23 protein-coding genes are annotated in these 25018 nt (G+C 41.0%); 12 read left to right on the top strand and 11 right to left on the bottom strand.

What is annotated here, in order from left to right; translation table 11 throughout:
* Window positions 1–81 precede the first annotated feature (81 nt).
* Window positions 82–1011: a glycosyltransferase family 9 protein gene (locus tag SYN7509_RS0206075; protein WP_009634571.1), complete on the bottom strand. Its 930-nt coding sequence runs from the start codon at window positions 1009–1011 to the stop codon at window positions 82–84.
* Window positions 1012–1105: 94 nt separating this feature from the next.
* Between SYN7509_RS0206075 and ispD the strand changes: the two genes are divergently transcribed.
* The 5 genes from ispD to SYN7509_RS0206050 all read left to right on the top strand — a co-directional run bounded on the left by ispD (window position 1106) and on the right by SYN7509_RS0206050 (window position 5024).
* On the top strand, window positions 1106–1789 hold the full coding sequence (gene ispD / locus SYN7509_RS0206070; RefSeq protein ID WP_009634572.1) for a 2-C-methyl-D-erythritol 4-phosphate cytidylyltransferase: 684 nt from the start codon (window positions 1106–1108) through the stop codon (window positions 1787–1789).
* A gap of 41 nt (window positions 1790–1830) precedes the next feature.
* Window positions 1831–2745 (top strand): histone deacetylase family protein, encoded by a 915-nt coding sequence (locus SYN7509_RS0206065; protein WP_009634573.1) that lies wholly within the window; start codon window positions 1831–1833, stop codon window positions 2743–2745.
* 152 nt (window positions 2746–2897) lie between these two features.
* Window positions 2898–3059: a hypothetical protein gene (locus tag SYN7509_RS30435; protein WP_009634574.1), complete on the top strand. Its 162-nt coding sequence runs from the start codon at window positions 2898–2900 to the stop codon at window positions 3057–3059.
* 169 nt (window positions 3060–3228) lie between these two features.
* Complete coding sequence (locus SYN7509_RS0206055) at window positions 3229–3606, top strand: hypothetical protein (protein WP_009634575.1); 378 nt, start codon at window positions 3229–3231, stop codon at window positions 3604–3606.
* A gap of 65 nt (window positions 3607–3671) precedes the next feature.
* On the top strand, window positions 3672–5024 hold the full coding sequence (locus SYN7509_RS0206050) for a UDP-N-acetylmuramoyl-tripeptide--D-alanyl-D-alanine ligase (protein ID WP_227501476.1): 1353 nt from the start codon (window positions 3672–3674) through the stop codon (window positions 5022–5024).
* Between the two features lie 3 nt (window positions 5025–5027).
* On the opposite strand, the gene SYN7509_RS0206045 is transcribed toward SYN7509_RS0206050, so the two are convergent.
* The 6 genes from SYN7509_RS0206045 to SYN7509_RS27510 all read right to left on the bottom strand — a co-directional run bounded on the left by SYN7509_RS0206045 (window position 5028) and on the right by SYN7509_RS27510 (window position 12865).
* Window positions 5028–6071: a glucokinase gene (locus SYN7509_RS0206045; RefSeq protein ID WP_009634577.1), complete on the bottom strand. Its 1044-nt coding sequence runs from the start codon at window positions 6069–6071 to the stop codon at window positions 5028–5030.
* A gap of 3 nt (window positions 6072–6074) precedes the next feature.
* Window positions 6075–6713, bottom strand: a complete 639-nt coding sequence (locus SYN7509_RS0206040; RefSeq protein ID WP_009634578.1) for a histidine phosphatase family protein — start codon at window positions 6711–6713, stop codon at window positions 6075–6077.
* 6 nt (window positions 6714–6719) lie between these two features.
* Window positions 6720–7400, bottom strand: a complete 681-nt coding sequence (locus tag SYN7509_RS0206035) for a hypothetical protein (protein WP_009634579.1) — start codon at window positions 7398–7400, stop codon at window positions 6720–6722.
* A gap of 50 nt (window positions 7401–7450) precedes the next feature.
* The gene (larE, locus tag SYN7509_RS0206030; protein ID WP_009634580.1) at window positions 7451–8275 is read right to left on the bottom strand and encodes an ATP-dependent sacrificial sulfur transferase LarE; all 825 of its coding nucleotides are present in this window, start codon (window positions 8273–8275) and stop codon (window positions 7451–7453) included.
* 86 nt (window positions 8276–8361) lie between these two features.
* Window positions 8362–10614: an ATP-binding protein gene (locus SYN7509_RS27515; RefSeq protein WP_009634581.1), complete on the bottom strand. Its 2253-nt coding sequence runs from the start codon at window positions 10612–10614 to the stop codon at window positions 8362–8364.
* 421 nt (window positions 10615–11035) lie between these two features.
* Complete coding sequence (locus tag SYN7509_RS27510; RefSeq protein ID WP_009634582.1) at window positions 11036–12865, bottom strand: sensor histidine kinase; 1830 nt, start codon at window positions 12863–12865, stop codon at window positions 11036–11038.
* Window positions 12866–13007: 142 nt separating this feature from the next.
* Here SYN7509_RS27510 and SYN7509_RS0206015 point away from each other — a divergent pair, with 142 nt between their 5' ends.
* On the top strand, window positions 13008–13874 hold the full coding sequence (locus SYN7509_RS0206015; RefSeq protein WP_009634583.1) for a branched-chain amino acid ABC transporter permease: 867 nt from the start codon (window positions 13008–13010) through the stop codon (window positions 13872–13874).
* A 45-nt stretch (window positions 13875–13919) separates the two neighbouring features.
* Here SYN7509_RS0206015 and SYN7509_RS0206010 read toward each other — a convergent pair whose 3' ends face one another.
* Together SYN7509_RS0206010 and lipA are read right to left on the bottom strand one after the other, a co-directional pair.
* Window positions 13920–14063, bottom strand: a complete 144-nt coding sequence (locus tag SYN7509_RS0206010; protein WP_009634584.1) for a photosystem I protein PsaX — start codon at window positions 14061–14063, stop codon at window positions 13920–13922.
* A gap of 122 nt (window positions 14064–14185) precedes the next feature.
* Window positions 14186–15193, bottom strand: a complete 1008-nt coding sequence (gene lipA / locus SYN7509_RS0206005) for a lipoyl synthase (RefSeq protein ID WP_009634585.1) — start codon at window positions 15191–15193, stop codon at window positions 14186–14188.
* 224 nt (window positions 15194–15417) lie between these two features.
* Between lipA and SYN7509_RS0206000 the strand changes: the two genes are divergently transcribed.
* The 3 genes from SYN7509_RS0206000 (at window position 15418) to SYN7509_RS0205990 (ending at window position 20322) form a co-directional block, all read left to right on the top strand.
* A complete protein-coding gene (locus tag SYN7509_RS0206000) occupies window positions 15418–15963 on the top strand; it encodes a response regulator (protein WP_009634586.1) in 546 nt (181 codons plus the stop codon).
* Window positions 15964–16031: 68 nt separating this feature from the next.
* Window positions 16032–19235 (top strand): PAS domain S-box protein, encoded by a 3204-nt coding sequence (locus tag SYN7509_RS27505; RefSeq protein ID WP_009634587.1) that lies wholly within the window; start codon window positions 16032–16034, stop codon window positions 19233–19235.
* Complete coding sequence (locus tag SYN7509_RS0205990) at window positions 19228–20322, top strand: hybrid sensor histidine kinase/response regulator (protein WP_009634588.1); 1095 nt, start codon at window positions 19228–19230, stop codon at window positions 20320–20322. The genes SYN7509_RS27505 and SYN7509_RS0205990 overlap by 8 nt, the downstream gene beginning before the upstream one ends.
* A 27-nt stretch (window positions 20323–20349) precedes the next feature.
* Here the strand turns inward: SYN7509_RS0205990 and SYN7509_RS0205985 are convergent, their stop codons facing one another.
* The gene (locus tag SYN7509_RS0205985) at window positions 20350–21804 is read right to left on the bottom strand and encodes an ankyrin repeat domain-containing protein (RefSeq protein ID WP_009634589.1); all 1455 of its coding nucleotides are present in this window, start codon (window positions 21802–21804) and stop codon (window positions 20350–20352) included.
* A gap of 428 nt (window positions 21805–22232) precedes the next feature.
* Between SYN7509_RS0205985 and SYN7509_RS0205980 the strand changes: the two genes are divergently transcribed.
* Entirely contained in the window at window positions 22233–22703 is a 471-nt protein-coding gene (locus SYN7509_RS0205980) for a DUF4079 domain-containing protein (RefSeq protein WP_009634590.1), read from the top strand.
* A 21-nt stretch (window positions 22704–22724) separates the two neighbouring features.
* Here the strand turns inward: SYN7509_RS0205980 and SYN7509_RS0205975 are convergent, their stop codons facing one another.
* Entirely contained in the window at window positions 22725–23381 is a 657-nt protein-coding gene (locus SYN7509_RS0205975; RefSeq protein WP_009634591.1) for a DUF1997 domain-containing protein, read from the bottom strand.
* Between the two features lie 192 nt (window positions 23382–23573).
* Here SYN7509_RS0205975 and SYN7509_RS0205970 point away from each other — a divergent pair, with 192 nt between their 5' ends.
* Both SYN7509_RS0205970 and SYN7509_RS0205965 read left to right on the top strand, forming a co-directional pair.
* On the top strand, window positions 23574–24233 hold the full coding sequence (locus SYN7509_RS0205970) for an NAD(P)H-binding protein (protein ID WP_009634592.1): 660 nt from the start codon (window positions 23574–23576) through the stop codon (window positions 24231–24233).
* A gap of 22 nt (window positions 24234–24255) precedes the next feature.
* Window positions 24256–24942 (top strand): glycoside hydrolase family 24 protein, encoded by a 687-nt coding sequence (locus SYN7509_RS0205965; protein WP_009634593.1) that lies wholly within the window; start codon window positions 24256–24258, stop codon window positions 24940–24942.
* The last annotated feature ends 76 nt before the right edge of the window (window positions 24943–25018 follow it).

The following is a 25018-nucleotide window of genomic DNA, read 5'->3' as shown; positions in this document are numbered from 1 at the left end:
GTTAATTTGTATCAATTTGAAGCAGAATTAGTAGTACCATTTACCGAGCGGTAACTCTGGGCGCTACTAGAAAAATAATCGCTACGATTGCCCCCAAATACGCTGCATCACCGTTTGCGGAGCAATATCAGCAATTTTAGCCGTTGAAGATTTGACTTCCATTAACCGATCGCTTTTAATCGATGTTTCTCCTAGTACAACGGTGTAAGTTTGAACTGCTAAAGCAAGATACATCGGTGCGCTATCAGTACATACCAGCAAATTAGCGGCGGCGATCGTTGCGGCTAATTTGCCAATATCTTCGGGAGACGTTACTTTGAGATCGGGAAAAAACGCCAGCATTGACTTGACAAATAGCTCGTTTTCAGGATCTTTGATTGCTACTACAGGTAAGTTTGGTTGTTTTTCCTGTAAGCTTTGAACAATTTGCCGCCAAGAATCTATCGGGTAAGTTGAATTATGATCTGGAGAGGGGCGATCATAAAAAACTACATAACCGCTTTCGTTGATGCCCAAACGTTTTTGTTCTTTTTCTGACCAGGTAATATCTGAGGAGGGGACATTAATGTTTAATTCGGGAACTGGGGAATTGATACCCAAACCTTGTAATAAATCGTGATACTTCGCCGCCGGAGATTGTTGGAGTTTCTGGGGTACAGGATCAGTTAGAAATATTGAACCTTTGCCTTTGTAACCAATACGAGTAGGAATACCTGTTAGCCATAGCAACAAATGTGGTAAAGATTGCTGTTGGGGAGAAATAGCAATATCGTATTCGCGATCGCGCAGCAAACCAATTAAATTACCCCAGTCAGCTAGACTGTTGCGATCTTTAAAATCAAAAGCGATCGTATCAGTAACAGACTTACAGACTCGATAGGCAGCTTTTGCCCTCGGTTCGACTACCACATCTATTTGTGCGTCAGGATAAACTCTTTGTAGATCGTCCAAGGTAGGGAAAAATAAAATTTGCTCGCCAATTTTGCCAGGAACTAAGGCTACTATTCGCATAATATTTCTTTACTATTACTCGCTCCCCATTCTAGGAGAACTGCTACTTATTTGAAACAATAATTGTCAGCAGTTATTTTTTACCCATCACAGAATGCACTTATTAATTCCCGCCGCCGGAATGGGGCGAAGAATGGGAAGCAGCCGCAACAAGCTACTTCTAACCTTACGAGCTAAACCTCTGCTTACCTGGACAATCTTAGCCGCCCAAGCCACTCGTAGCATTGATTGGATAGGAATTATTGCTCAACCAAGTGACGAAGAATATATCAAAGAGATTCTAGCGGCGCTACCAGTGACTACAGAAGTAAAGCTCATCTATGGCGGTACAACACGTCAAGAATCGGTTTACAACGGCTTGCAGTCGCTACCAGCTACCGCAGAACAAGTATTAATTCACGATGGCGCTAGATGTTTGGCTACACCCGAATTATTAGAGCGGTGCGCTGAAACAATTAAACACTGTAAAGGATTAATTGCGGCGGTGACAGTCAAAGACACAATCAAAGTAGTAGATGAAAACAAATTTATTCAAAGTACCCCCGATCGGCGGCAGTTGTGGGCGGCTCAAACTCCTCAAGCTTTTGATGTCAAGCTTTTAAAACAATGCCATGAAATCGGTTTAGCTCAAGGGTGGGAAGTTACAGACGATGCGGCTTTATTTGAAAGATGCGGTTTGCCCGTGCAAATAGTTGAAGGAGAGGAAACCAACTTAAAAATTACTACTCCTGTCGACTTAGCGATCGCTGAATTTATCCTTGCTCAACGCTATAAATAGGTAAAAACAATCAATTCCCAATTGATCAATTCCCAATTCCTATGTTCCCCATCATCTACTCCGATGAATTTCTCCAGCACAAAACAGGTAGATTTCACCCCGAAAAACCTGAAAGACTAATTGCGATCGCTTCTGCTCTAAAATCTGCTAACTTTGCCCATCAACTAGAATGGCTCTTGCCTACTCCCGTAAATGAGCGAGTAATAAGCTCTATCCACCGAGTGCATACAGCAGCACATATCAACACTATTGAACACTTAGCTACTAGCGGCGGCGGTTATCTCGATCCTGATACTCCGGTTTCCCCAGCTAGTTACGATGTGGCTTTACTAGCGGTTAGTGCTTGGTTAGATGGAGTAGATAAGGTATTGACGACCAATAATCCAGCTTTTGTGTTGGCGCGTCCTCCAGGACATCATGCCGAAAGTGATCGCGGTATGGGCTTTTGTTTATTTTCCAATGCTGCGATCGCCGCCAACTATGCTTTAAAACAACCAAAAGTTAACTCTGTTGGCATTCTCGACTGGGATGTACATCACGGTAATGGTACGCAAGCAATTGTCGAAAATAATCCTCAAATTGCTTACTGTTCTCTGCATCAATCTCCTTTCTATCCGGGTACAGGCAGCGCCACAGAACGAGGCGAGTACAAAAATGTCTTAAATCTGCCTCTCTTTGCCGGCAGCACAATTTCTGACTACCAGCCACTATTTGCCCAAGCTATAATTCCTTTTTTTGCTAATTTTCAAATCGACTTACTAATCGTTAGCGCTGGTTATGACGCAAATGCCGCCGATCCTTTAGCTAACATCGATTTACAACCTGATGATTACAAATTGTTAACCCAATACTGCTTGCAACTAACTCGAAAGACTGTTTTTGGGCTTGAAGGTGGCTACGATTTAAAGGCTCTATCGCAGTCCGTGGTTGCTACAGTGGCACAATGTTTAGCTTGAAAATATCTTTTTTTATTGCTTCACCGTGTAACTACGGGTGTAATATATTGTTACGAAACTAAAAAGTAGTAATTTCTCGGTGGAATTTGATAGCCACATCGTGGAGAAATATAGTAACACCAACTACCAACAGAAAGGAAAAATACCAAACGATGAATACCTACATTTTGATGGAAACAGCGCTAAGAATGCTCACCAATGCTTATTTGCTTTCCCTAGTGCTGTTAATTGCAACTTCTTATATTGGTTTATCAGTAATTGAAACGATTGAAGAAGGCGATACTAATCCTTTTAACACCAAGTGGTTTAACTAATCGGCAGTCCCTATAAGTAAATTTTTCTAGCATCTCGCATTACAGGCTAAAAATTTCCGCATCTTCCCGGAGGTAGACTTTGGGTAATCTTTAGATATACTGAGCAGAACTGCAATTGAGACACTACTCAAGGCAGGGCGTTACCCTTTAAAACAAGGAAGCTGCATCTATGCCTAGTATGAACTGCTTACAAGTAGAACTAGAGATTGGAAGAATAGTTAGAGCGATGATGACTCGCAATCGAGAAATTGGTCAAGATTTAATCGCGTATTTGAGAATGCAATTACCGACTTCGGAAGTAGCAGGTTTGGTAATTATCAGTATTGAACGGTTGATGTGGTTTGACCCCGATGCCATACTTTGGGCAGTAGAACAGATGATTCCTAGCGATGTCATGCAGGAAGTTAGACAAATTACTACTATTACCATCTACAAATATTTGACTTCTAAAGGGTTTGTTCCTGGCAAAGATATCAGCGTAGATGCCGAAGGGAAACTGCTTCTAAATAAGCAAGTTTTAGCATCTGTACCAGTCAAAATAAGCTAAGGGTTGATTGAACCAGTGCAGAAGTGCAGATTCCTGAGACAATAACACGAGGAAATTAGGAATTTTTGACCCAAAATATGTCTTTTAGTGCCACTCTTAGCCAACTTGTGGAAATCTTAGCAGCTAGGCCAATAAATTTATCTGATGCTGCTTTAGCAAATATCTCTAGGATCACTACCGATACCCGTAATATTAAGCCGGGAGATGTATTTGTTGCCTTACGTGGCGAAAACTTTGACGGACATGAATTTGTGTCTGAGGCTAAGGCTTATGGGGCAATTGCAGCAATTGTCATGAGTGACTTTGAAAGCACCGATTTACCACTATTGCAAGTCACTGATACCCTCCAGGCATACCAACAACTTGCTCAATGGTGGCGCAAACAGTTTTCGATTCCCGTCATTGGTATAACTGGATCGGTAGGCAAAACTACTACTAAAGAATTAATTGCCGCCGTTTTAGAACCTTTTGGCAAAGTCTTGAAAACTCAAGCAAATTATAACAACGAAATTGGCGTACCCAAAACCTTACTAGAACTAGGGTCAGATCACAAATTTGCTGTAATTGAAATGGCAATGCGTGCTGCTGGTGAAATTGCCTTGTTAACTCAAATAGCTAGTCCAACGATTGGAGTAATTACCAATGTCGGCACAGCTCATATAGGCAGGTTGGGATCAAAAGATGCGATCGCTCGTGCCAAATGCGAATTATTAGCCGAGATGCCCAAAAATAGTGTTGCTATTCTCAACGCTGACAATCAACGCTTAATAACTACTTCAAATCAAGTTTGGCAAGGAAAAACTATAACTTATGGTTTGGAAAGCGGCGACTTGCAAGGAAAATTAATCGATAACAAAACTATAAGTGTCCGCAAACAAACATTACCTTTACCTTTGGCAGGTACGCATAATGCTTTTAACTTCCTGGCGGCTTTAGCTGTAGCTGAAGCTTTAAAAATTGATTGGAGTTCAATTGCCGCAAACTTAGTAGTTAAAATGCCTGCGGGGAGAAGTCAGCGTTACGAATTAGCAGGTGACGTTGTAATTTTAGATGAAACCTACAACGCTGGACTTGAATCAATGCTTGCGGCTTTGCAACTACTAGCCCAAACTCCGGGTAAAAGAAAGATAGCAGTATTGGGCGCAATGAAAGAATTAGGCGAAGTTTCAATTGAATTTCATACCCAAGTAGGAGCAAAAGTATTGCAGCTAAATTTAGACGCTTTATTTGTTTTAGTTGATGGCGCGGATGCCCAAGCAATGGCATCCGCCGCTATGCCTCTAAACGTTGAATGTTTTACAACGGGTCAAGAATTAGTAAAACGACTGCGTGAATTTGTGCAAAGCGGCGATCGCTTACTTTTCAAAGCCTCCCATTCGGTGGGATTAGATCGAGTTGTTAATGAATTTCGTCATTAACAACTATGACAACTTCACAGCGTTCATTGCCGCCCCCATTAGTCCCACTTGAGGATTGAGAATGATATATACGGGGACGCTTTTTAATAGCGAACTCACCCGCCCTTTATGGGTAAAAGCATGGAGAAAAGAACCATCTTCTAATAAAGGCAATATTTTTGCCGCAATCCCCCCAGCCACATACAAACCCCCGTAAGGCAACAGTTTCAAAGCCAAATTTCCCGCTTCTGCGCCGTAAGCCTCGACAAAAATTTGCATAGCTTGTTCGCAAATGCGATCGCGTTTTTCTAAAGCCGCCGATGCGATCGCCGCCGCCGGATCGACGCTTCTTTCTCCTTTACCTGCTTCTTCTTCCCAAGTACGGACAATTTGCCCAATACTCGGCGACTCGTTGGCAAAATGCCAATCGCGCAAAAATTGATAAATGGCGATAATACCTTGTCCTGAAACCACGCGTTCTATAGAAACGCTGGGAATATCGTGCTTATCTAACAAGTACCTCAATAGCTGAAATTCTAATTCCGAACGGGGGGCAAAGTCGGCGTGTCCACCTTCAGAACCAAAAACCCGGTAACTGTCGCCATTTTGAATTAAAAAACCTTCTCCCAAACCCGTCCCCGCGCCAATTACTGCAATTGGAGCAATTGGTTGTAAGTTCCCACTTTGCAAAGAATACAAGTCAGAGGCATCTAAACCTAAAATTCCATGGCCCACAGCTTCAAAGTCATTAATCAAACTAATGTGCTTAATATTTAGTTCTGCCTCTAGACGTTTGGAATCTAGAAACCAAGCTAGATTAGTTAGCTTTACAGCATTGTTGACTACTGGCCCTGCGATCGCAAAACACGCCCTCTCTGGTGGCGAAGAATCCCCTATTTTTTGGGCTGCGGTGGCGAGAAACTGCTGCACCATTGGCACTAAATCGATAAAATCTCGGCTGCGGTAGTTCTCCTCGTATAAAGTCAATAAAATTGATTCGTCTGATGCCTCGACTAGCCGCAAAACGGTTTTAGTCCCGCCTATATCTCCCGCTAATAATAAGTTCATAATTTAATTAAACCGGATTATTTCTTCTACTTGAGCCAAATGGGAAGTATCCCCATTGAGTTCTAATACCCAATGCGGAGCTTGACGCACTATTTTAATCAAGCAACATAAAGCTGCTTTTATTTCGATAACTTCCCCAACCAATCCCTTTGTTGCACCGACTACCGATGCACCGTGTCCTACTAATAATATATCTTCGGAAAACTCCTCAACAATTTTTCTTGCCGCTTCTCCCGCTCTCAAAAATGCTGTTTCACCGACTTCAGGATATTGGGCAATAACGCGAGAATTATAGTTAATATCAATCCGGGGAAATAATGCCACCAAATCTTTAATTGGCATTTTTTCTGGGGTTTCGCTCATCCACTGCGGGTTTAACCATTCACTTAGTCCACATTCAAGTTTAATGGGTAAATCTAAAACTTCTGCTACTTGGTTTGCTGTTTGGATTGTGCGTAAAAATGGCGAGGAGAAAATAGCTGTAATGTTTTCCTTTCTCAGACGTTGTGCTAGTTGCGATGCTTGGATTATGCCATCATCAGAAAGCGGCGGATCGTAGCGTCTTTCGGCAGTGAGAAACCAATCGGGGTTAACAAAGTCTTGGCGGTTGGCGTGTCTAGCAATCCATATTGTTTGAGTCATTATTTTTTATAAACTTACACTTAACAATTTATTTCCGCCTTTTTGAAATTCGTAATTGACTTGTTTGATCTCAGCTTTGTATCCGCTTTGTTTTAAGTTTTGTAGCACTGGTAAAAGAAAGCTTGATTCCTCTCCAGAAATATTTAGTAACGGAAATATACGGACTTCTTTGGCAACTCGGCATAATTCCTGAATAGAATTATAATGAAATTCTATTGATAAATGATCTGAATAGGTAAATAGCAAGTGAGAACACAATGCTAAATCAAATTGTTTATCTGTAAAAGATAAACTAGGCAATTTGTCTAATACATAACGTTTCTGTTGTAATCCTAAAGAGAAATCCTCTAAAAACTTACTCATTGCCTCCATTCTAATTATTCCTAATTGTTCGGGTGACTCAATATTGTGCCAAACATAGTTAGTTGAATTTGCTTTTACTCCATCGATAACTGTTTGGTAAGTTTCTTGAATTCTCCCGGCAATTTCATCGGCGCTAAACTGATATAGAGGATCGCAAGATATTACTTTACACCCTTGGCGAGTCATTTGGGCATTAAAACTAGACGGGCCACCGCCGCAATCAAGCATTGCTAAATTAAGCTCTTGAGGTGTTAAATCAAACATCCCAATATATTCCTTTGTGGATCTTCCCCAAGGAATAATTTTATCTAATTTAAAACCCATTTATTTCTGCTTTGGTAAGAGGGTATATACAAATATACCCCCACATTTTTCTAAACTGGCAATGATAAGACGTTAGATGTCAAAACTTGGTTTAATTTGCCACTGCGGTAGCCTTCCAAGTCCAAAGTAACGTACATAAAGCCATAGCTTTGAAAAGTAGAAACGATCGCACTCAAGTCACTATTGGCGACAAAGTCCTTAATTTGCTCTGGTGCTAATTCAATTTTTGCCGTATCCTCAAGCGATCGCACTCTCAAATTATTAAACCCCAACTTTCGTAAATACACTTCTGCTCTCCCTACACGCTGCAATTTAGCAACGGTAATTTCTTCCCCATAAGGAAAACGCGAGCTAAGACAAGGTTGCGCGGGTTTATTCCACCAAGACAAACCTAAAATCTGCGAGATTTGCCTAACTTCAAGCTTAGTGATTCCTAATTCTGCCAAAGGCGATCGCGCTCCTCTTTCTTTGGCGGCGGCAATTCCTGGTCGATAGTCTTGCAAATCATCCGCATTTACCCCATCTACTACATAAGGATAACCAAGTTCTTTAGCTAAAGGCTTAAGAGTGTCGTGCAACTCGCTTTTGCAAAAATAGCAGCGATTTATGGGGTTTGCTCGGTAATTAGGATTGTCCATTTCGTGAGTTTGGACTATTTGATGAGCAATGCCTATTTCCGCCGCTTGAATACAAGCATCTTCCAATTCTTCTGGTAGTAGCGAAGGAGAAGCCGCCGTAACTGCTAGAGCGCGACTTCCCAACGTGTCGTAAGCAACCTTGGCTACCAAAGCACTATCAACGCCTCCAGAGTAAGCAATGATTGCTTGCTCCATCTCTGCAAATAAAGTTTTTAGTTGCTCAATTTTTTGTCGCATTTTTCATCTACATAAGATCGCTCTACTCTATTTTAAATACTTTAAAAGTCTTTGATACCTCTAGCAGGAGGCATCTTTGCCCAGTTTTACAGCAATGGGGACATTGGTAAATGCAACGTAAAGCAACTTCCTTGTTCTAATTGGGATTTTAAAGTAATATCTCCTCCATGCAGCCGCGCTAATTTGCGTGACAAAGCTAAACCTAATCCCGTCCCTTCATATTTGCGATTCAAACCGCTATCTAGTTGCTTGAAGGGTTGAAATAAAGTTACTTGCTCTGCTTGGTTAATCCCAATACCTGTATCTATTACTAAAAAGTTTAGATTATCCCCATTTTTTTCTACTTGCAATTTTATCGAGCCATTTTCTGTAAATTTGACGGCGTTAGATAATAGATTTACAAGTATTTGTTTGATTCTACGACGATCGGCTATCCAAGTGTTTACATCATTAGCGATCGCTATTTGTAGTTGTACTTTTTGGTCTAAACATTTCTCCCGAAATAGAGACAAGCAGCTTTGACAAAGATCCTCTACTACAAATTCTTCTATTACTAATTCTTCTTTTCCGGCTTCTACCTTAGATAAATCTAATAAGTCGTTAATTAGTTCTAGTAAATGTCCCCCACAACTAGCCACACCTTCTATATACTGTTTTTGTTTGTCGTTTAGCGGCCCAAAGATTTGTTGTAATAATATATTAGAAAAGCCCAATATTCCAGTTAGTGGAGTTCTTAACTCGTGGCTCATATTGCTTAAAAAGTCACTTTTGGCTAAATTAGCATTTTCAGAAACTAATTTTTCTTTTTCTAATTCTTGAGTACGTTCTTTAACTAATTCTTCTAACGTTTCGTAACTTTGAGCATTGTAGAGCGCGATCGCAGCTTGATCGGAAATTTGGGTTAATAAATCGATTTCTTCTTGGCTAAAAACTCTATGTTTAGTGGTTGTGTGCAAACCTATCCCCCCAAAAAACTTGCCCCGAATATAAATAGGAGCCTTGAGGATCGAAAGAATTTGCCCTTGCTCAATTAGCGCTAATTCCTTGCTTACAACTTCAGCTTTTTCTTTATCAGTAGGTACGTGTAAAACTTGGTGACGTTTTGATTGCTCTGCTGGTTCTAACAATTCGAGCCATTCCCATATTGGTTCTTGAAATCCCTGTATACGTTTAACTTCTTCTCTTGCTCTCCATTCACTACGAACAGAAATTTGCTCAGTTTTTAAATCGATACAAAAAATAACTACTCGATCTACTCTGTAGCATTCACCAGTTAATTGAACTATTTTTTGGAGAATAAATTCTGGATCGAGACTAGAATTAATTGTTCTAGCGATTTGATTTAAAGTTTGTTCTCTACTTGAACGATCTTGAAGCTGGCGAAACAACTTACCTTGATGAATTGCGATCGCACAACGATCGGCGATAGTTTTAATCAACCATATTTCGTTATCACTCCAATAGCGATCGCGATCGCCTTGAAATAAAATAATTCCGCCTAACTCCATCTGTTGATACACTAAGGGAGCAATTATTAACGAGTGAATTCCTTCCTTTAGGGCAAATTCATGAACTTCTGGAGGAACGCTACTATCAATAATTGATAAAGCTACTACTTTTCCCAACCTCAATTTATCTTGATAGTAGGGGTAAAGATTACATTTTCTATCAATAAAATCTTCCCTAGCTGAAGTAGCTGCACTAACATGATAAATCCACATTTCCCCTATGGCATCCGGTTGAAATATGAGGCAACTGTCTACTTCTAAATTCAAATGCAACATATCTGCGGTAGTTTGCAGTATTTCTTCTAATACCAACGTACCGCGCATTGCTTGCACAATTTGATTAATAATTGCTTCGCTTTTGGCTCTTTGTTCTATTTGCACCACGGCGGCTTGCTGTTCACGACGCATTGCAAATTCTTGTAGCGATCGCTTTAAAACTATCGGCAATCGAAATAACCTGTCTTTGATTACGTAATCCGTCATTCCGGCTTTGATACAGTTAACGGCGGCTTCTTCTCCCAAACTCCCCGTAACTAAAATCAAAGGAATTTCTTGACAAGAGCTTTGTAATATTTTTAACACTTGATAAGCTGTAAACTGAGGTAAACGATAATCTGCAAGTACCGCATCATAAGCAGAAGTTTGCAGTAAGTCTTTACAACTTGCCAAAGTATCTATAGCGTCGTAGGAAAACGATATTTTTGCCTTTTCTAAAACCAGCGTTATTAGTTCCACATCTGCGATCGTATCTTCTACAATCAATAGGTGTAGAGGTAATTTGATTGGCAATTCCTGCCACGCTCCAGATTGAGAGTAATCTACATCATCCATTATTTGACTACTTCTATATCGATATTAACTGTATAAACGTACGTAAAATTAACTATACTCAATAATAAAATTGACTTTTTTATACTTTGCAGTTACTGGGATTGAAAGTAAATAAAAATGAATATCTTTTCACAACAATCAGCAATAACAATTTTTTAAAACATAGTTTAATTTTTCTCTGTTTATATTATTTATCTAAAGTTTTGGGATGAAATTTTTTAAAAAAGTAAGTTTAATCCAAGTCTATTTATGACTTGGATATATGATAACTGTTGTATCCGCCTTACGCACTATTTGATAGTCAATCAAATTTGATCACTCTCAAGGGTTTATAAAGTGTTTGTAGTATAAGTTGCATGATAAACCTTAGCCTCGTACAAGCTGTTTGTTTAGAAATATTTTCCCAACCAATATCCAATTATTAAATTTTTATATAAAAAGTTGTACCTAAAGTGGGTTGACTTTCAACCCAAACTTTACCTCGATGGCGATGAATAATTCTTTGCACAATTGCAAGTCCTATCCCAGTACCGGGAAAATCTGGTTGGGGATGCAAACGCTGAAATGCGGCAAACAATTTATCTGCATATTCCATTTGAAAACCAATGCCGTTATCTCGAATAAAAATTGTGCCGTCAGGTAAAGAGCCGATGTTAATTTCGGGTGGATGGCGAAAGCTACTAAATTTAACAGCATTGTCAATTAAGTTACTAAATACTTGTTGAAGTAACGTAGAATCGCCCTCCACAGTGGGTAATTCTGTAATAGTAAATTTTATCGTCAAACTATCAGGATGTTGAACTACTAAAGCAATAGCAGTATCCACCAAAGTGCGGACATTAACTTTTTGGGTACTTAAGGGTTTTTGCCCAACCCGCGACAATCTCAACAAACCATCAATCAGCAGTCCCATTTTATAGCTGCTATTATTAATTACACTTAGATAATGAGCAAGCTGGCGATTTTTTAAAGCGCCTGTAGGTTCTAATCCGCGCTCTAGAGCTTCAACAAAACCAATGATATGCCGCAAAGGAGCGCGTAAATCGTGAGATACAGAATAGGAAAATGCTTCTAATTCTTTATTTGTAAATTCTAATTGGACGGTACGCTCCTCAACTCGTTGCTCTAAAGTTTGATTGAGTTGTCTAACTTCCATTTCTACCCGTTGCAAGTCGGTAAGTTGGCGCTCTAGGGACGCAGCCATATAATCAAAAGTCTGCGCTAGTTGGCTAAGTTCTTCATGGCGATCGGGTAAATTGGTTCGAGTAGTTAGATCCCCCGCCGCAATCCTCGCGGTAGCACTAACTAATTTTTTTAGGGGACGAATCCAGAATAGTTCGCTACTTATCCAGGCGATAGTTATGGCGATCGCTGTAACTATCGCAAGTCCCAGCAAGTTGCGGTTCAAAGCCCTACTAGCTTGCGCAAAGGGATCGATTTGGGAAATTCCAATAGCCGCCATATACCTATTGGGATCGGCGAAACGGGTTGTCTGCGTGGGGATATACAAGTGTTCGCTACCGTCTACGCCGCGAATTTGGGCAACATTTTTTCCAGTGGCTAACATATCCTTAATTATTGGCATATTCATCGTAGATTTTACTTGCCAATCTTTCGGCTTTGGATAGCGAACAATCTCCGAACCATGGCGATCGATGATGCTTAGAGTCGCCCCTTTTGGAAGCGGAATTTTAGGCACAATTTGACTAAGCCAACTAGAATCTAAAACGACGAATACTGCTGACTCTACTTGATTTTGCTCGTTAAATAGTGGGTAAGCGCAGATAATGGAGTTTTGACTAGAGCTATCAGGGAATTTGCCAACGGCAAAAGTACGATTTATGACTATTTGTTGCCACCAGTGGCGATCTTGGATCGTTTCAACTCCCGTTATGGAGGGCAAAGCGCTACAAACTACTTGCCCCTTGGATGTGACTACCCCAATATTGTTATAAATTGGATAGGACTTGAGGACATCTTTTAAAAGCGTTCCACACTCGTTCATTTTTGCAGTGCGGACTCGCGTAAATTTTGCCAACACAAATAATAACTGTTGAGCATTTTGCAGAACTTGCTCTTGATGAGTAGCCGCAATCTTGCTAACTTTGAGCATATCTGCTCGCGTTTGAAGTATAGCTAAACGTCGATCTTCTATGCCGTTATATAGTGTCATTCCTAGTACGGGTAGAATGCAAACAAGTATTAGTAAAATTAAGCGATCGCGCAGGCTAGTAAAATAAAAACGGCGCATAGATTGCAGCTAATTATTTAAAAATATTTTCCCAGCTATAAATTGTTTTTGCCAACTTGCAAGTATTGGCAAGTTACTTTTCATAACTTCCCTCTCAACACTCTATCCTTATAGTCAATACTTTTTAGTCAAAAAATCACCTATGGCTGGACAACTAGCACAATTATTCATTAATGGCATTGCTGTAGGCAGTATTATCGCTCTCGCTGCGGTAGGGCTAACTTTAACTTACGGCATTTTGCGGTTATCAAATTTTGCCCATGGAGACTTTATGACTTTGGGCGCTTATATCGCTCTTTTTGGCAATCTTCGGGGCGTGAATATTTGGCTATCAATAATTTTAGGCGTATTAGGCACGATTGCCGGAATGTTATTGTCAGAAAAATTGCTTTGGTCAACCATGCGCGATCGCCGCGCTAGTTCTACTACTCTAATTATTATTTCGATTGGACTTGCTTTATTTATCCGCAATGGCATTATTCTAATTTGGGGCGGTGCTAGTCAAAGCTATGATTTGCCTGTGACTAATGCTCTAACACTTTGGGGGTTAAGAATACCTCAAAATCAGTTATTAGTTATGGGACTTGCGGCGGCTGCCATCCTAGCATTGCATTACTTATTGCAGTACACCAAAGTCGGTAAAGCGATGCGGGCGGTAGCAGACGATATCGATCTTGCTCGTGTTTCGGGGATAGATGTCGAGCGAGTAGTTATTTGGACTTGGATAATTGCTGGCACTTTGACCGCTATCGGCGGCTGTATGTACGGTTTAACCACAGGTTTACGCCCCAATATGGGCTGGTTTTTGATTTTACCAATGTTTGCTTCGGTGATTTTGGGAGGCATTGGCAACCCTTACGGAGCGATCGCGGCGGCTTTAATTATTGGTGTTACCCAAGAAATGAGTACACCTTGGTTGGGTTCTCAATACAAACTAGCAGTAGCTTTAGCGTTTATGATTTTAGTCCTGTTAATTCGTCCTAAAGGCTTGTTTAGAAGCACGATTTAGATAACTAAGGCGCACGTTAAGCAGGTGCGCCTTAACGCTTTAACCCTAGGGATTAACAATGTGGAAATAGATAGCCGCAACTAAAAAGTTACCAGCTAAAAGAATCAAGGAAACAATAGTCCGAAATGGATAAGGAGCAGTGCTAGTATTCATAGTTGCGCCTTTGGGATCGTTCATTTTGGCAGTCATAAGGAGAAATCCTTTTTCTTGTAACTTAATTAAGGAATACCAAAGAACGCTACCCTTGACTAGAAATCTGTAGAAATATTTTTGCTAATTGGTCATGAAAAACTGCTTAAATATCTTTTACCCTACTCACTTTCTCCCGCATGGTAAGAGCTACGCACCAATGGAGCCGATCGCACGTGACTAAAACCCATATTTCGGGCAATTTCTCCTAATTGAGTAAATTCTTCTGGTGTCCAATACTTTTGCACGGGTAAGTGTGCCAACGATGGACGCATATATTGCCCTATAGTCAAGCGATCGCATTCCACACTTCTTAAGTCTGCCATTGCTGCAATTACTTCGGTTTGGGTTTCTCCATGTCCAAGCATTAACCCTGATTTTGTTGTTATTTGCGGCGCTAATTGTTTGACTATTTGTAAAACCTGCATAGAGCGATCGTATTTAGCACCCCGCCGCACTCGTCCTTGTAACCTTTTGACGGTTTCAATATTGTGGTTGTAACATACAGGATTTTGCTCTACTACGGTCGCAATCCGACTTCGCCACGCCTCCTGGCTACTTTCCTTCCCACCCCAAAAGTCTGATGTCAATACTTCAATTTGGGTTTCTGGATTTAAGCACCGGATCTTGGCAATTACTTTTGCAAACCAACTTGCTCCCCCATCCGGCAAATCATCTCTAGCTACGGAAGTCAAAACCACATACTTTAAACCCAATAATTGCACGGCTTCGGCTACTTTTTGCGGTTCTTCTAGGTCTAGAGGCATTGGTGCATGACCTTTATCTACTTGACAAAACGCGCAAGACCTAGTGCATACTGGGCCCATCAATAAGAAAGTTGCAGTTTTTTGAGCGTAGCACTCGCCCCGGTTTGGGCAACGTCCTTCTTCGCAAATAGTATGAATTTGCCGTTGCTTGACAATCCGTTGGACAGTAGAAATTTCACTAGCTTTACCAAGCGGGCGACGCAACCAATCGGGTATTGATTCAACAATTGGTGATTTGCGCGGCGACGCAAAAATCTTCGGAGATGGCAAAGAAGTTGGGGAGAGGGGTTTTTCAGCCTCCACCGCCTCTACAAAGTGGTTTTTCTCCTCAAAGCTTTTCAATAGAGATGGTGATTCAGTCATAGGTATGTAAATAATTAAAATAATTTGGATGAATTTTACAAAAGAATCCGTAAATTTACTTAATTTAACAATAAGGAAAATCCGCTCTAATTGCACTTCTCAGTAAAATTTCTCTTGAATGGATAGTAGCCCTAGCGTTAAGTTTAATTTAGGGTTATGTAAGTCATAACTACATTAGTAATTTTACTATCTTAAATTCAAATTCTTCTGCACAGGATTAACTCATGACCAGCCGTAAAATTTTAGTTATTGATGACAGCCGCGTAATTCGAGTACGGGTAAAAGAAATGTTGCCCCCAGGTAACTTTGAAGTTTTAGAAGCTAAAGACGGATTAGAAGGGATCAATTTAATTCGCCAAGAACTGCCTAACTTAATTATGCTTGATTTTCTCTTGCCTAAAATGAGCGGTTGGGAAGTATTTCAGCAAATTCAACAGAACCCGGAACTACGCAAAATCCCCTTAGTTTTAATGTCTGGGCGCAAAGAAGAAGTAATAGAGAAAATTCAAGAGCCGTTTGAGCATTTTGAATTTATTTTAAAGCCCTTTGAGCAAAAAGATTTAATTGGCGCTATCAAGTCAGCAATGGCAAAATCTAAATTACCTGCTAAAGGTACAACAACCGCCGCCGGGATTACTCGTAGCAGTACGTACAGTACCGGATTTGCGGAAATTCAGGTAATGCAGCAGAAAATTATGAGTATGCAGGCAGAAATTAATGCTCTCAAGCAACAAATTGGACAAATCGTCGGTTTTATCAACAAAAAATAGCATTACCTTTGGCAATCGCTATTAATCAAAAACATGAGGTTTGATAAATAAAGGTAGGAATTTTCCCTGTGAAAGCGCCATTACCCAGTAATGAAGCTGCCAGATTGCTTGCAGTGAGTAATTATGAAATTCTTGATACTGCAATTGAAAGTGTTTTTGACGATCTAACACGTTTGGCAGCGTATATTTGTGGAGTTCCCACAGCAATGATTAGTTTAATTGATCGCGATCGCCAGTGGTTCAAATCTAAGCTTGGCATCGAAATCTTGCAAACTGCTAGAGATGATGCCTTTTGCGCCCATGCGATTTTACAAATAGAGCCGTTAATTATCCCTGATGCCGAGCTTGACGAGCGTTTTGCTGACAATCCTCTAGTTACGGGCAAGCCTGGTATCCGATTTTATGCGGGCGCACCATTAATCGATCCTGAAGGTTTTTCTTTAGGTACTTTGTGTGTAATAGACTATGTACCCCGCCAACTAAGCAACGAACAACAAGATGCTTTAGTAGTTTTGTCGCGGCAAGTGATGACGCAATTACGTTTACGGCGCAACTTAGTAGCACTCCAAGAGTCTACAACTCAATGCCAAAAAGCCGACGAAACTCTCCAAAAAGTGGTCAGGTTTCAGCAAGGGATTTTGGATGGGGCAAATTATTCAATTATCTCCACCACTAAAGACGGAATTATTCAAACTGTTAATGCTGCTACCGAGCGCTGGTTGGGATATACAGCCACAGAACTTATTGGGCAAACTCCTGGGTTGATTCACGATTTAGAGGAAGTCACACAGTACGCGGGCGAACTCTCCCAAAAAATGGGAAGAACCATTGAGGCAGGATTTGAAGTTTTTGTAGCCAAAGCCCGTTACGGACAGGTAGACGAGCGGGAATGGACTTATATTCGCTCTGATGGTAGCCGTTTTCCTGTCATGCTATCGGTTACAGCTTTACGCGATCGCTACGATAATATTATAGGCTTTATTGGCATTGCTAAAGATATAAGCGATCGCATCCAAGTTCAAGAAGCTCTCAAAAAGTCCGAGCAAAAACTAGCAATGCACTTTGAGCAAACGCCAGTAGCGATTTTGGAATGGGACTTGAACTTTAATATTACTAACTGGAATCGGGCAGCAGAAAATATTTTTGGCTACTACCCACAAGAAGCTATTGGTTGCCATGCGACGGGGCTATTAGTACCAGAAGCGGCGCGAAGCGATGTAGAACGAGTAATGACGGAGTTATTGACGCAAGCAGGCGGCGCTCATCACATCAATGAAAATATTACCAAAGATGGCAAAACAATTGTTTGCGAGTGGTTTAATACTCCTTTAGTAGATAGCAATGGCGATGTAGTGGGGGTTGCCTCTTTAGCTCAAGATATCAGCGATCGCTTTAATGCCGAAAAAGCCCTGCAAGAGAGCGAAAAGAATTATCGCTCGGTAGTTGATAACGTTAAAGAGGTGATTTTTCAAACAGATGCGATGGGATTGTGGACTTTTCTCAATCCAGCTTGGACAGAAATTACCGAATTTACCATTGATGAAAGTCTGGGAACAAATTTCTTAGACTACATTCATGAAAGCGATCGCCAGCAAAATCTAGAATTTTTCCTTTATCTCCTTCAACGTCAGCAACAATACTGCCGTCATGAAGTTCGTTACTTGACAAAGTACGGCGGCTATCGTTGGATTGAAGTTTATGCGCGTTTGACCTTGGACGAACAGGGAAATATTTTAGGTACTTCGGGTACGCTCCAAGATATCACCGAAAACAAACAAGCTGCCGCCGCGCTAAGAGAAAGCGAGAAACTATTTAAAGCTGTATTTGACCAAGCGTTTCAGTTTATTGGGCTGCTAACTTGCGATGGTGTGGTGCTAGAAGTAAACCAAACTGCTCTTGATTTTGCTGGGGTAAAGCTTAAAGAAGTCGTAGGACACCTCTTTTGGGAAACAACTTGGTGGCGGCATTCTCCAGTAGTCCAAATTGAACAACTTAAAGATGCGATTTATCAGGCACAGGCAGGGAATTTTGTTCGCTACGAAGTAGAGATTGTTGGTACGGGAAATATAGTGGTTACAGTGGATTTCTCAATTAAGCCCGTCACCGACGAAATAGGTAATGTTGTTTTACTGCTATTGGAAGGTCGAGATATTACCGAACGCAAGCAAACCGAGGCAGCCTTTCGTTCTAGCCTAGCTACCAATCACGCCTTAGTTAATGCTTTACCAGACTTGATGTTTCGGATTAGCGCTGATGGTATTTTTGTGAATTTTAAAGCCAGTAAAACTCATCAGGTGCCAATACCCCCAGAGGAATTTTTGGGTAAAAGCGTTTGTGAGGTAATGCCTACGGATGTAGCCGAACTGACAATGAATGGAATTAAAAATGCGATCGCCACCGGAGAATTACAAGTTTTTGAGTGTCAGATGTTTTTGAACGATCCGACTTGTCAATACGAGGCTCGGATTTCTGTAAGTGGGGAAAATGAAGCGATCGTTATAGTTAGAGATATTACCGAGCGTAAGCGAGCAGAAACGGAAGTTAGTAGTGCGCTAAAAACAGAAAAACATCTAAACGAATTGAAGTCCCGTTTTGTGAGTATGACTTCCCACGAGTTTCGCACGCCGCTAACTACTATCTTATCTTCGGCGGAATTGCTAGAAGACTTTGGTGCTATTTGGAGCGAAGAAAAAAAACAGTTATATTTTCATCGCATTAAAGATACGGTCAAGCACATGACGCAATTATTAGATGACGTGATGTTAATTGGCAAAGCCGAAATGGGTAAACTAGATTGTCATCCCATATTGCTGGATGTAGTTCAATTTTGCCGTGATTTGGTAGACGAACTACACCCGGCTAGTATCAGAAATCACCATATCGCTTTTGTGAGCCAAACTAACGAGCTTCACGCTTACATAGATGAAAAACTATTACGGCATATTTTGAGTAATTTACTATCAAATGCGATTAAGTATTCACCTAATGGAGGGATAATTAATTTTGATCTTGATTGCCAGCAAAAAGAAGTAAGTTTTAAAATTCAAGATCGAGGTATTGGCATTCCAAAGATTGAACAAGAGGGCTTGTTTAGCTCGTTTTATAGAGCCAGCAATGTTGGTAATATTTCCGGGACGGGTTTGGGACTTGCGATCGTCAAAAAGGCGGTAGACTCACATCAAGGAAAAATTGCTGTAGAAAGTGCCGTTGGTATAGGTAGCACATTTTTAGTTTCTATTCCTCTCACAACACCAGAAAAAATATATGAATAAGATTTTAGTAATTGAAGACGAGTTTTTGATTAGAGAAAACCTGTTAGAACGTCTTGGATCTGAGGGGTTTGATACATTAGGTGCAGAAAACGGTTTAGACGGAGTAAAGTTAGCTCTAGCCGATCGCCCGGATTTGATTATTTGCGATGTGATGATGCCGGAGCTAGATGGTTATGAAGTGCTAAAAACTTTGCGCCAAAACCCAAATACTGCCGCAATCCCGTTTATTTTTTTGACGGCAAAAGCTGATAAAGCTTCCTTGCGTCAAGGAATGGAATTAGGAGCAGATGATTACTTAACCAAACCATTTACAAAAACCGAATTGTTGGGAGCGATCGCCACTCGCCTCGAAAAACAAGCTGTTGTCGCTCAACACTTTGAAGAAGAATTAGTTAGTTTTGTTCAAAGTATCACCGACGCACTACCCGAAGAACTGCTCAGTCCAATTTATCAAATTTTTAACTTGACTCAAAAGCTAGTAGACGAACACGATTCAATTGCCCCCCAGGAACTACTCACCGTCGCCGAGCATATTAATCATTCAACAATGTACCTGCATCGGTTGATGGAAAACTTCATTATTTACTCAAAACTAAAGTCTTTAAACCTCAATTCCCAAGAAGTTGAAGTATTGAGCAATTGTCGGACATCTAACCCCAACACGGTAATTGTAGAAGTAGCAACTCAAAAAGCTACGCAGTACGGGCGGGAGGCAGACTTAACTTTAAATATCGCTCGCGCTGGGGTAAAAATTGCCGAACAAGATTTGCGAAAAATCGGTGAAGAAGTTATTGATAATGCTTTTAAGTTCTCCGAAGATGGGACACCCGTACAGATTAAAGCCACTGTAGATAATGACCTTTTTCAGCTAACGGTTTCTAATAGTGGGTGTGCGATGACTTTAGAGCAAATTGCCAGTATCGGCGCGTGCAGACAATTTGAGCGCGAGTTTTACGAGCAGCGTGGTTGTGGTTTAGGGTTAGTGATTGCCAAGAAGCTTGCTGAACTCCACGATGGGCAATTAATAATCAAATCTGCAAAAACCGAGCCAACTACTACTGTGTGTATCGATCTCAAGTGCGCTTGAATTAATGAACCTCCTGCTTACAGGAGGTTATTTTTCTAACTGCAACATTTCCACGATATTTTTGTAACCATTAAATTCTGCCAATGCTAAAGCTGTGTAACCGCCGCGATTTTTTATGTCTATATTGGCTCCAGCTTGCACCAATAATTGCACTGCTTGAAAATCGCCCCGTGAAGCTGCCCACATCAAGGCTGTAGCTTGAGCAGTGTCTTGGAGGTTGACATCGGTTTTTGCTACCAATAGTTGGATTATGGCTAGGCGATCGCTTTGGGCGGCTTTAATTAAAGCTGTCTTGCCATCAGAGCCTTGAAAATTGGGATCGCATCCAAAATCTAGTAGTACCTGTACAGTAGCGCGATCGCCTTGGGCTGCGGCAATAGTTAACAATTCCCCCATCGGCGCGTTCAAATCGGCTCTGTGACTCAATAGCGCGGCGACAATTTTGCTGTGTCCCTGCAAAACTGCTAGTAATAAAGGTGAATCTCCTAGCTGATTAGTTAATGAGGGATTAGCACCGCGCTCTAATAAAATTTGTACAAGCTCATAGTAGCCTTCCACCGCCGCCAAATGGAGGGCTGTGTCGCCATTAAAGTCTTGGGCGTTGATATCTGCACCGCGATCGATTAAGGACACCGCAACGGCACTATAGCCCCCCGCCACCGCCGCCATGAGTGCAGTTTCTCCCTCTTTGTTTTTGACGTTTAGATCCGCTCCCTGTAGCAGTAGTTGGACAATTTTAAAATTACCCAAGTCGCAACTCAGCATTAAAGCTGTTTCGCCTTCGCTGTCTTGAATATTTGCGTCTGCGCCTTTAGCAAGCAATAACTCAATCTCCGGTAGGGACGACGCGACTACCGCTTGCATTAAAGCCGTTCTACCGTCTAAGTTTTTACTATTTAGCGCTGCTCCATACTCCAACAATACCTGTACTATTTGACTGTGTCCTTGGACGGCAGCCAACATTAAAGCTGTTTCGCCGTGTTTAGAACGATTTATATCTGTACCTGCGGCTAAAAGACTGCGCACTACTTTAGTGTGTCCGTGCTGTACAGCTACAATTAGCGCCGTATCTTCATCTCGATCTTTGATAAAGATATCTGCCCCAGCAGCTAGAAGCAGTTGGACAATTTCAAGATCATTTTTTAGGGACGCTGCCATTAATGCTGTACTACCATCGTCATTTGTGGCGTTGACCTCCGCACCGTAACTGAGCAAAATTTGTGTGCCATCAACTTGATGATTTGCCGCCGCTAACATCAGGGCGGTGGCTCCAAATTTGCGATGGGCATTGAGATCGGCGCCCCGTTCAATTAGCAAACGGACAATTTCGCTATAGCCTCCTATCGTGGCAAACATTAAAACCGTAGTGCGATCGCGCGTTTTGGCATTGACATCCGCCCCTGCTGCTAATAACGCTATAACTTGCTTAATGTTGCCAATTTTTGCCGCTTTAAGCAACAAAATATCCTGATTAGAAGCCATACTTTCTTTAGCACCTTGCCCCGCCTAATGCTAGAAATTATACTTTATAGCCACGCACTGCTAATTTTACTGCTCATGGATTCGGTAAATAATTTCTTAATTTCCTCGAAATTAATTGTAAATATGTCTACCTTCATACAAACACTTAGTATTATTTTATATTTAATTATTGATAGTGCGTAGGTTTTTGAATAGTAAAGTAATGTCGCTCCTGACTATAGCAATCCATCGAAATTCCCCTAATTTCCGGGATACCACGTTGCGTTTAGGTCAAAGGTGATTTTAACTACATTGAGCTTTGGCAAGCTGGGAGCAGTTACTTTGTATGTTTTTTACGAACTAGAAACTCGTTATAGCTATTGAAATATGTTTTTTAAAGCAGTTATGCTAAGTTTTATCAAGCATATTAAGAAACACGATAGGACATTATGAGTCTGGAAATTCCCACAGAAATCAAACCTTGGCTAAATATTTTTCACCCACTTTTAATGTTTGTTTTGCTAGGAGTTTCGGTTTACGCGCTATACCTAGGCGTGAAAGTTCGGCAGACTAGATACGCTGAAGGTGAAGTTAAAAAAGAGCTAATCAAGGGAAAATTCAACAATAGGCATTATCAAATTGGCTCGATCCTTTTGGGATTAATGGTAGTAGGGACATTAATCGGCATGGGCGCTACCTATATCAACAACCAAAAGTTATTTCTTGGGTCACATTTGTTAGCAGGATTGGGGATGACAGGAATGATTGCAGTTTCTGCTAGTTTGTCTCCTTATATGCAAAAAGGTCAAGATTGGGCAAGATACACGCATATAGTATTAAATTCTGCTCTTTTAGCCTTATTTGCTTGGCAAGCCGTGAGCGGAATCCAAATTATTTTAAACATTCTCAGCAAACTGTAAAAATTAGCTTAAAATCCAAGCCTACTTATGACATTTGGATTTAAGAGGCTTGGGTAGCCCTACAGATTTGTAAAAATCTGCCTGCACTTTAGCAGTTAAACGGTGGGATACTTGGCGGACAATTTGGTTAAGTAAGCGATCGCCTGTATTTTTAATTACTGACTTAGGCAAGCGATAAATAAATCTAGGAAACTGGACATCAACGTTTAAGTCCAGCGTCCACTCTACTTTTGTAACTACTTTTCCTTGACTATCGGCGGGAACTTCTACTAGCTCCATTACCGCCTTAAAATCAACATCATAGCCTGGAGCGACATAGTTAGGAATAGCGATCGTTTTGATCCGGTATACGCCATTTTCTGGGGGTAAAAGCTCCAAACCAACCTTTGGCTCTACATCATAACCAAATGCGCCAAAGCGACCAATTACCAAAGCATAACCATTTACAGAAATTGTTTCTACCTTCATAGGCTGGGCGCAGCGACAAAACCACTGTTGATGAGTATTGAGATATTCCGCCACTGTAGAAGCTGGCGCATACATTTCCATACAGTCAGCAAATTGACCGGAAAAACGCATTGATATAGGCGCGAGGGCATCCGCGTCCGTCTGTGACATTGCTCTTACATCCCATGTAGCGGCTTCTCGTGATTGATATTCGTGGTTTTGTGACAACATAAGCTTTTAATTGTGTGACGGTGCTTGGCTCTAACTTCAGGATTCCCATTATTGAAGTCAATGTTTCACTGAAACTAACATCTTCATCAAATCTAAAAACTTTAGGGTTTTATTCAGTAAATCTACAATAGGGTAAATAGAAGTTTGCTAGTTTGTCAGTAAATTTCTTTATAGTGTAGGCACAATTTTGATATGAAAGCATTTGTAGCAGGGGCAACAGGCGAAACTGGGCGGCGGATTGTCAACCAGTTGGTAGAGCGGAATATTCCCGTTCGGGCAATGGTGAGAGACTTAGAGCAAGCTAGAGCCATTTTGCCAGAGTCCGCGCAGTTAGTAGTTGGTGACGTATTAAAACCAGAGACATTAAGCGAGGCTATAGGTGATAGTACGGTAATTTTGTGTGCGACGGGTGCTAAACCAAGTTTTGACCCCACAAGTCCTTATAAAGTAGATTATGAAGGGACTAAAAATTTGGTCGATGTTGCTAAAACTAAAGGAATTGAGCATTTTGTGTTTGTATCTTCTTTATGTACATCTAAGCTATTTCATCCGCTAAATTTGTTTTGGTTAATTTTAGTCTGGAAGAAGCAAGCCGAGGAATATATTCAAAAAAGCGGACTTGTCTACACAATTGTGCGCCCTGGGGGATTGAAAAATGAAGACAATAATAGTTCTATTGTCATGTCTTCGGTAGATACGCTGTTTGATGGCAGCATTCCTCGTACTAAAGTAGCGCAAGTCTGCATTGAAGCTCTATCGCAAGCCGCCGCTCGCAATAAGATTGTGGAAATTGTCGCGAAGGAAGAAGCACCACAACAGAGCTTTGAGCAGTTATTTACAGGTGTAGCTTAATTAGAATCTTGAGGATAAGAAATTGGCGCGTTTTTTAACCCCAGCAAGTGTAAGCCCGCAAGTTTTGGCAAAGGCTTTAAAAAAGATTATTCCAGTTAGCATCGCTGTTTTACTGTTCACTTTATTACTGAATAATTTATCAGGGCAACAGCAAAAAAAATCGCGCCTCGATCCTGCTTTTGGATATTTACCCCCTTTGGAAATGAAAGGAGGCGATCCTTATATTCGCGCCTTAATGCGGACGATTTCAGCAAGTGAGGCAAACGATCCTAAGCCTTACTCAATTTTGTATGGTGGCGGGCAAATTAACGACTTGAGCCGTCATCCAGAGCAATGTATTACGATAGTTTCTGGTCCCAATAGGGGAGATTGTTCGACGGCGGCGGGACGCTATCAGATGATTAATATTACTTGGTACGAAAAGGCGGCGTTATACCATCCCGAACCCCCAAAAATTATGTTTTGGCAAACCTATAGCTTTGAGCCAGAATTTCAAGATGCGGTAGTTTATGCTTGGTTAAGCGATCGCCAATTTTGGGGCAAAGACCTTTCCAAGCTATTACAAGCAGGCAAGTTAAATCAAGTGCGGCGGCTACTTTCAGGAACTTGGACAAGTTTAGGCTATGGCATAGAAGATAATTCTTTAACGGGACGTTTGCCCAAAGTTTATCAAAAAATGCTCAAAGAGGAGCTAAAAAATGCCGTGTAGGAGACGGCTTTTTTGGGAAGAATGCTTACAAATCCCAAAAGGTGACTTGCGCCCCTACACGGCGGCATTAAAGCAA

It is taken from the genome of Synechocystis sp. PCC 7509 (genome assembly GCF_000332075.2).
Classification (GTDB): Bacteria; Cyanobacteriota; Cyanobacteriia; order Cyanobacteriales; family Chroococcidiopsidaceae; genus Aliterella.
Note: the sequence above shows the minus strand (reverse complement) of the source record. Positions and strands in the feature narration are given on the sequence as shown.

Coding starts and splice junctions, on each gene's coding strand:
- SYN7509_RS0206075 (WP_009634571.1), bottom strand. CDS start 1,011: ATGCGAATAGTAGCCTTAGTTCCTGGCAAAATTGGCGAGCAAATTTTA.
- ispD (WP_009634572.1), top strand. CDS start 1,106: ATGCACTTATTAATTCCCGCCGCCGGAATGGGGCGAAGAATGGGAAGC.
- SYN7509_RS0206065 (WP_009634573.1), top strand. CDS start 1,831: ATGTTCCCCATCATCTACTCCGATGAATTTCTCCAGCACAAAACAGGT.
- SYN7509_RS30435 (WP_009634574.1), top strand. CDS start 2,898: ATGAATACCTACATTTTGATGGAAACAGCGCTAAGAATGCTCACCAAT.
- SYN7509_RS0206055 (WP_009634575.1), top strand. CDS start 3,229: ATGCCTAGTATGAACTGCTTACAAGTAGAACTAGAGATTGGAAGAATA.
- SYN7509_RS0206045 (WP_009634577.1), bottom strand. CDS start 6,071: ATGAACTTATTATTAGCGGGAGATATAGGCGGGACTAAAACCGTTTTG.
- SYN7509_RS0206040 (WP_009634578.1), bottom strand. CDS start 6,713: ATGACTCAAACAATATGGATTGCTAGACACGCCAACCGCCAAGACTTT.
- SYN7509_RS0206035 (WP_009634579.1), bottom strand. CDS start 7,400: ATGGGTTTTAAATTAGATAAAATTATTCCTTGGGGAAGATCCACAAAG.
- larE (WP_009634580.1), bottom strand. CDS start 8,275: ATGCGACAAAAAATTGAGCAACTAAAAACTTTATTTGCAGAGATGGAG.
- SYN7509_RS27515 (WP_009634581.1), bottom strand. CDS start 10,614: ATGGATGATGTAGATTACTCTCAATCTGGAGCGTGGCAGGAATTGCCA.
- SYN7509_RS27510 (WP_009634582.1), bottom strand. CDS start 12,865: ATGCGCCGTTTTTATTTTACTAGCCTGCGCGATCGCTTAATTTTACTA.
- SYN7509_RS0206015 (WP_009634583.1), top strand. CDS start 13,008: ATGGCTGGACAACTAGCACAATTATTCATTAATGGCATTGCTGTAGGC.
- SYN7509_RS0206010 (WP_009634584.1), bottom strand. CDS start 14,063: ATGACTGCCAAAATGAACGATCCCAAAGGCGCAACTATGAATACTAGC.
- lipA (WP_009634585.1), bottom strand. CDS start 15,193: ATGACTGAATCACCATCTCTATTGAAAAGCTTTGAGGAGAAAAACCAC.
- SYN7509_RS0206000 (WP_009634586.1), top strand. CDS start 15,418: ATGACCAGCCGTAAAATTTTAGTTATTGATGACAGCCGCGTAATTCGA.
- SYN7509_RS0205990 (WP_009634588.1), top strand. CDS start 19,228: ATGAATAAGATTTTAGTAATTGAAGACGAGTTTTTGATTAGAGAAAAC.
- SYN7509_RS0205985 (WP_009634589.1), bottom strand. CDS start 21,804: ATGGCTTCTAATCAGGATATTTTGTTGCTTAAAGCGGCAAAAATTGGC.
- SYN7509_RS0205980 (WP_009634590.1), top strand. CDS start 22,233: ATGAGTCTGGAAATTCCCACAGAAATCAAACCTTGGCTAAATATTTTT.
- SYN7509_RS0205975 (WP_009634591.1), bottom strand. CDS start 23,381: ATGTTGTCACAAAACCACGAATATCAATCACGAGAAGCCGCTACATGG.
- SYN7509_RS0205970 (WP_009634592.1), top strand. CDS start 23,574: ATGAAAGCATTTGTAGCAGGGGCAACAGGCGAAACTGGGCGGCGGATT.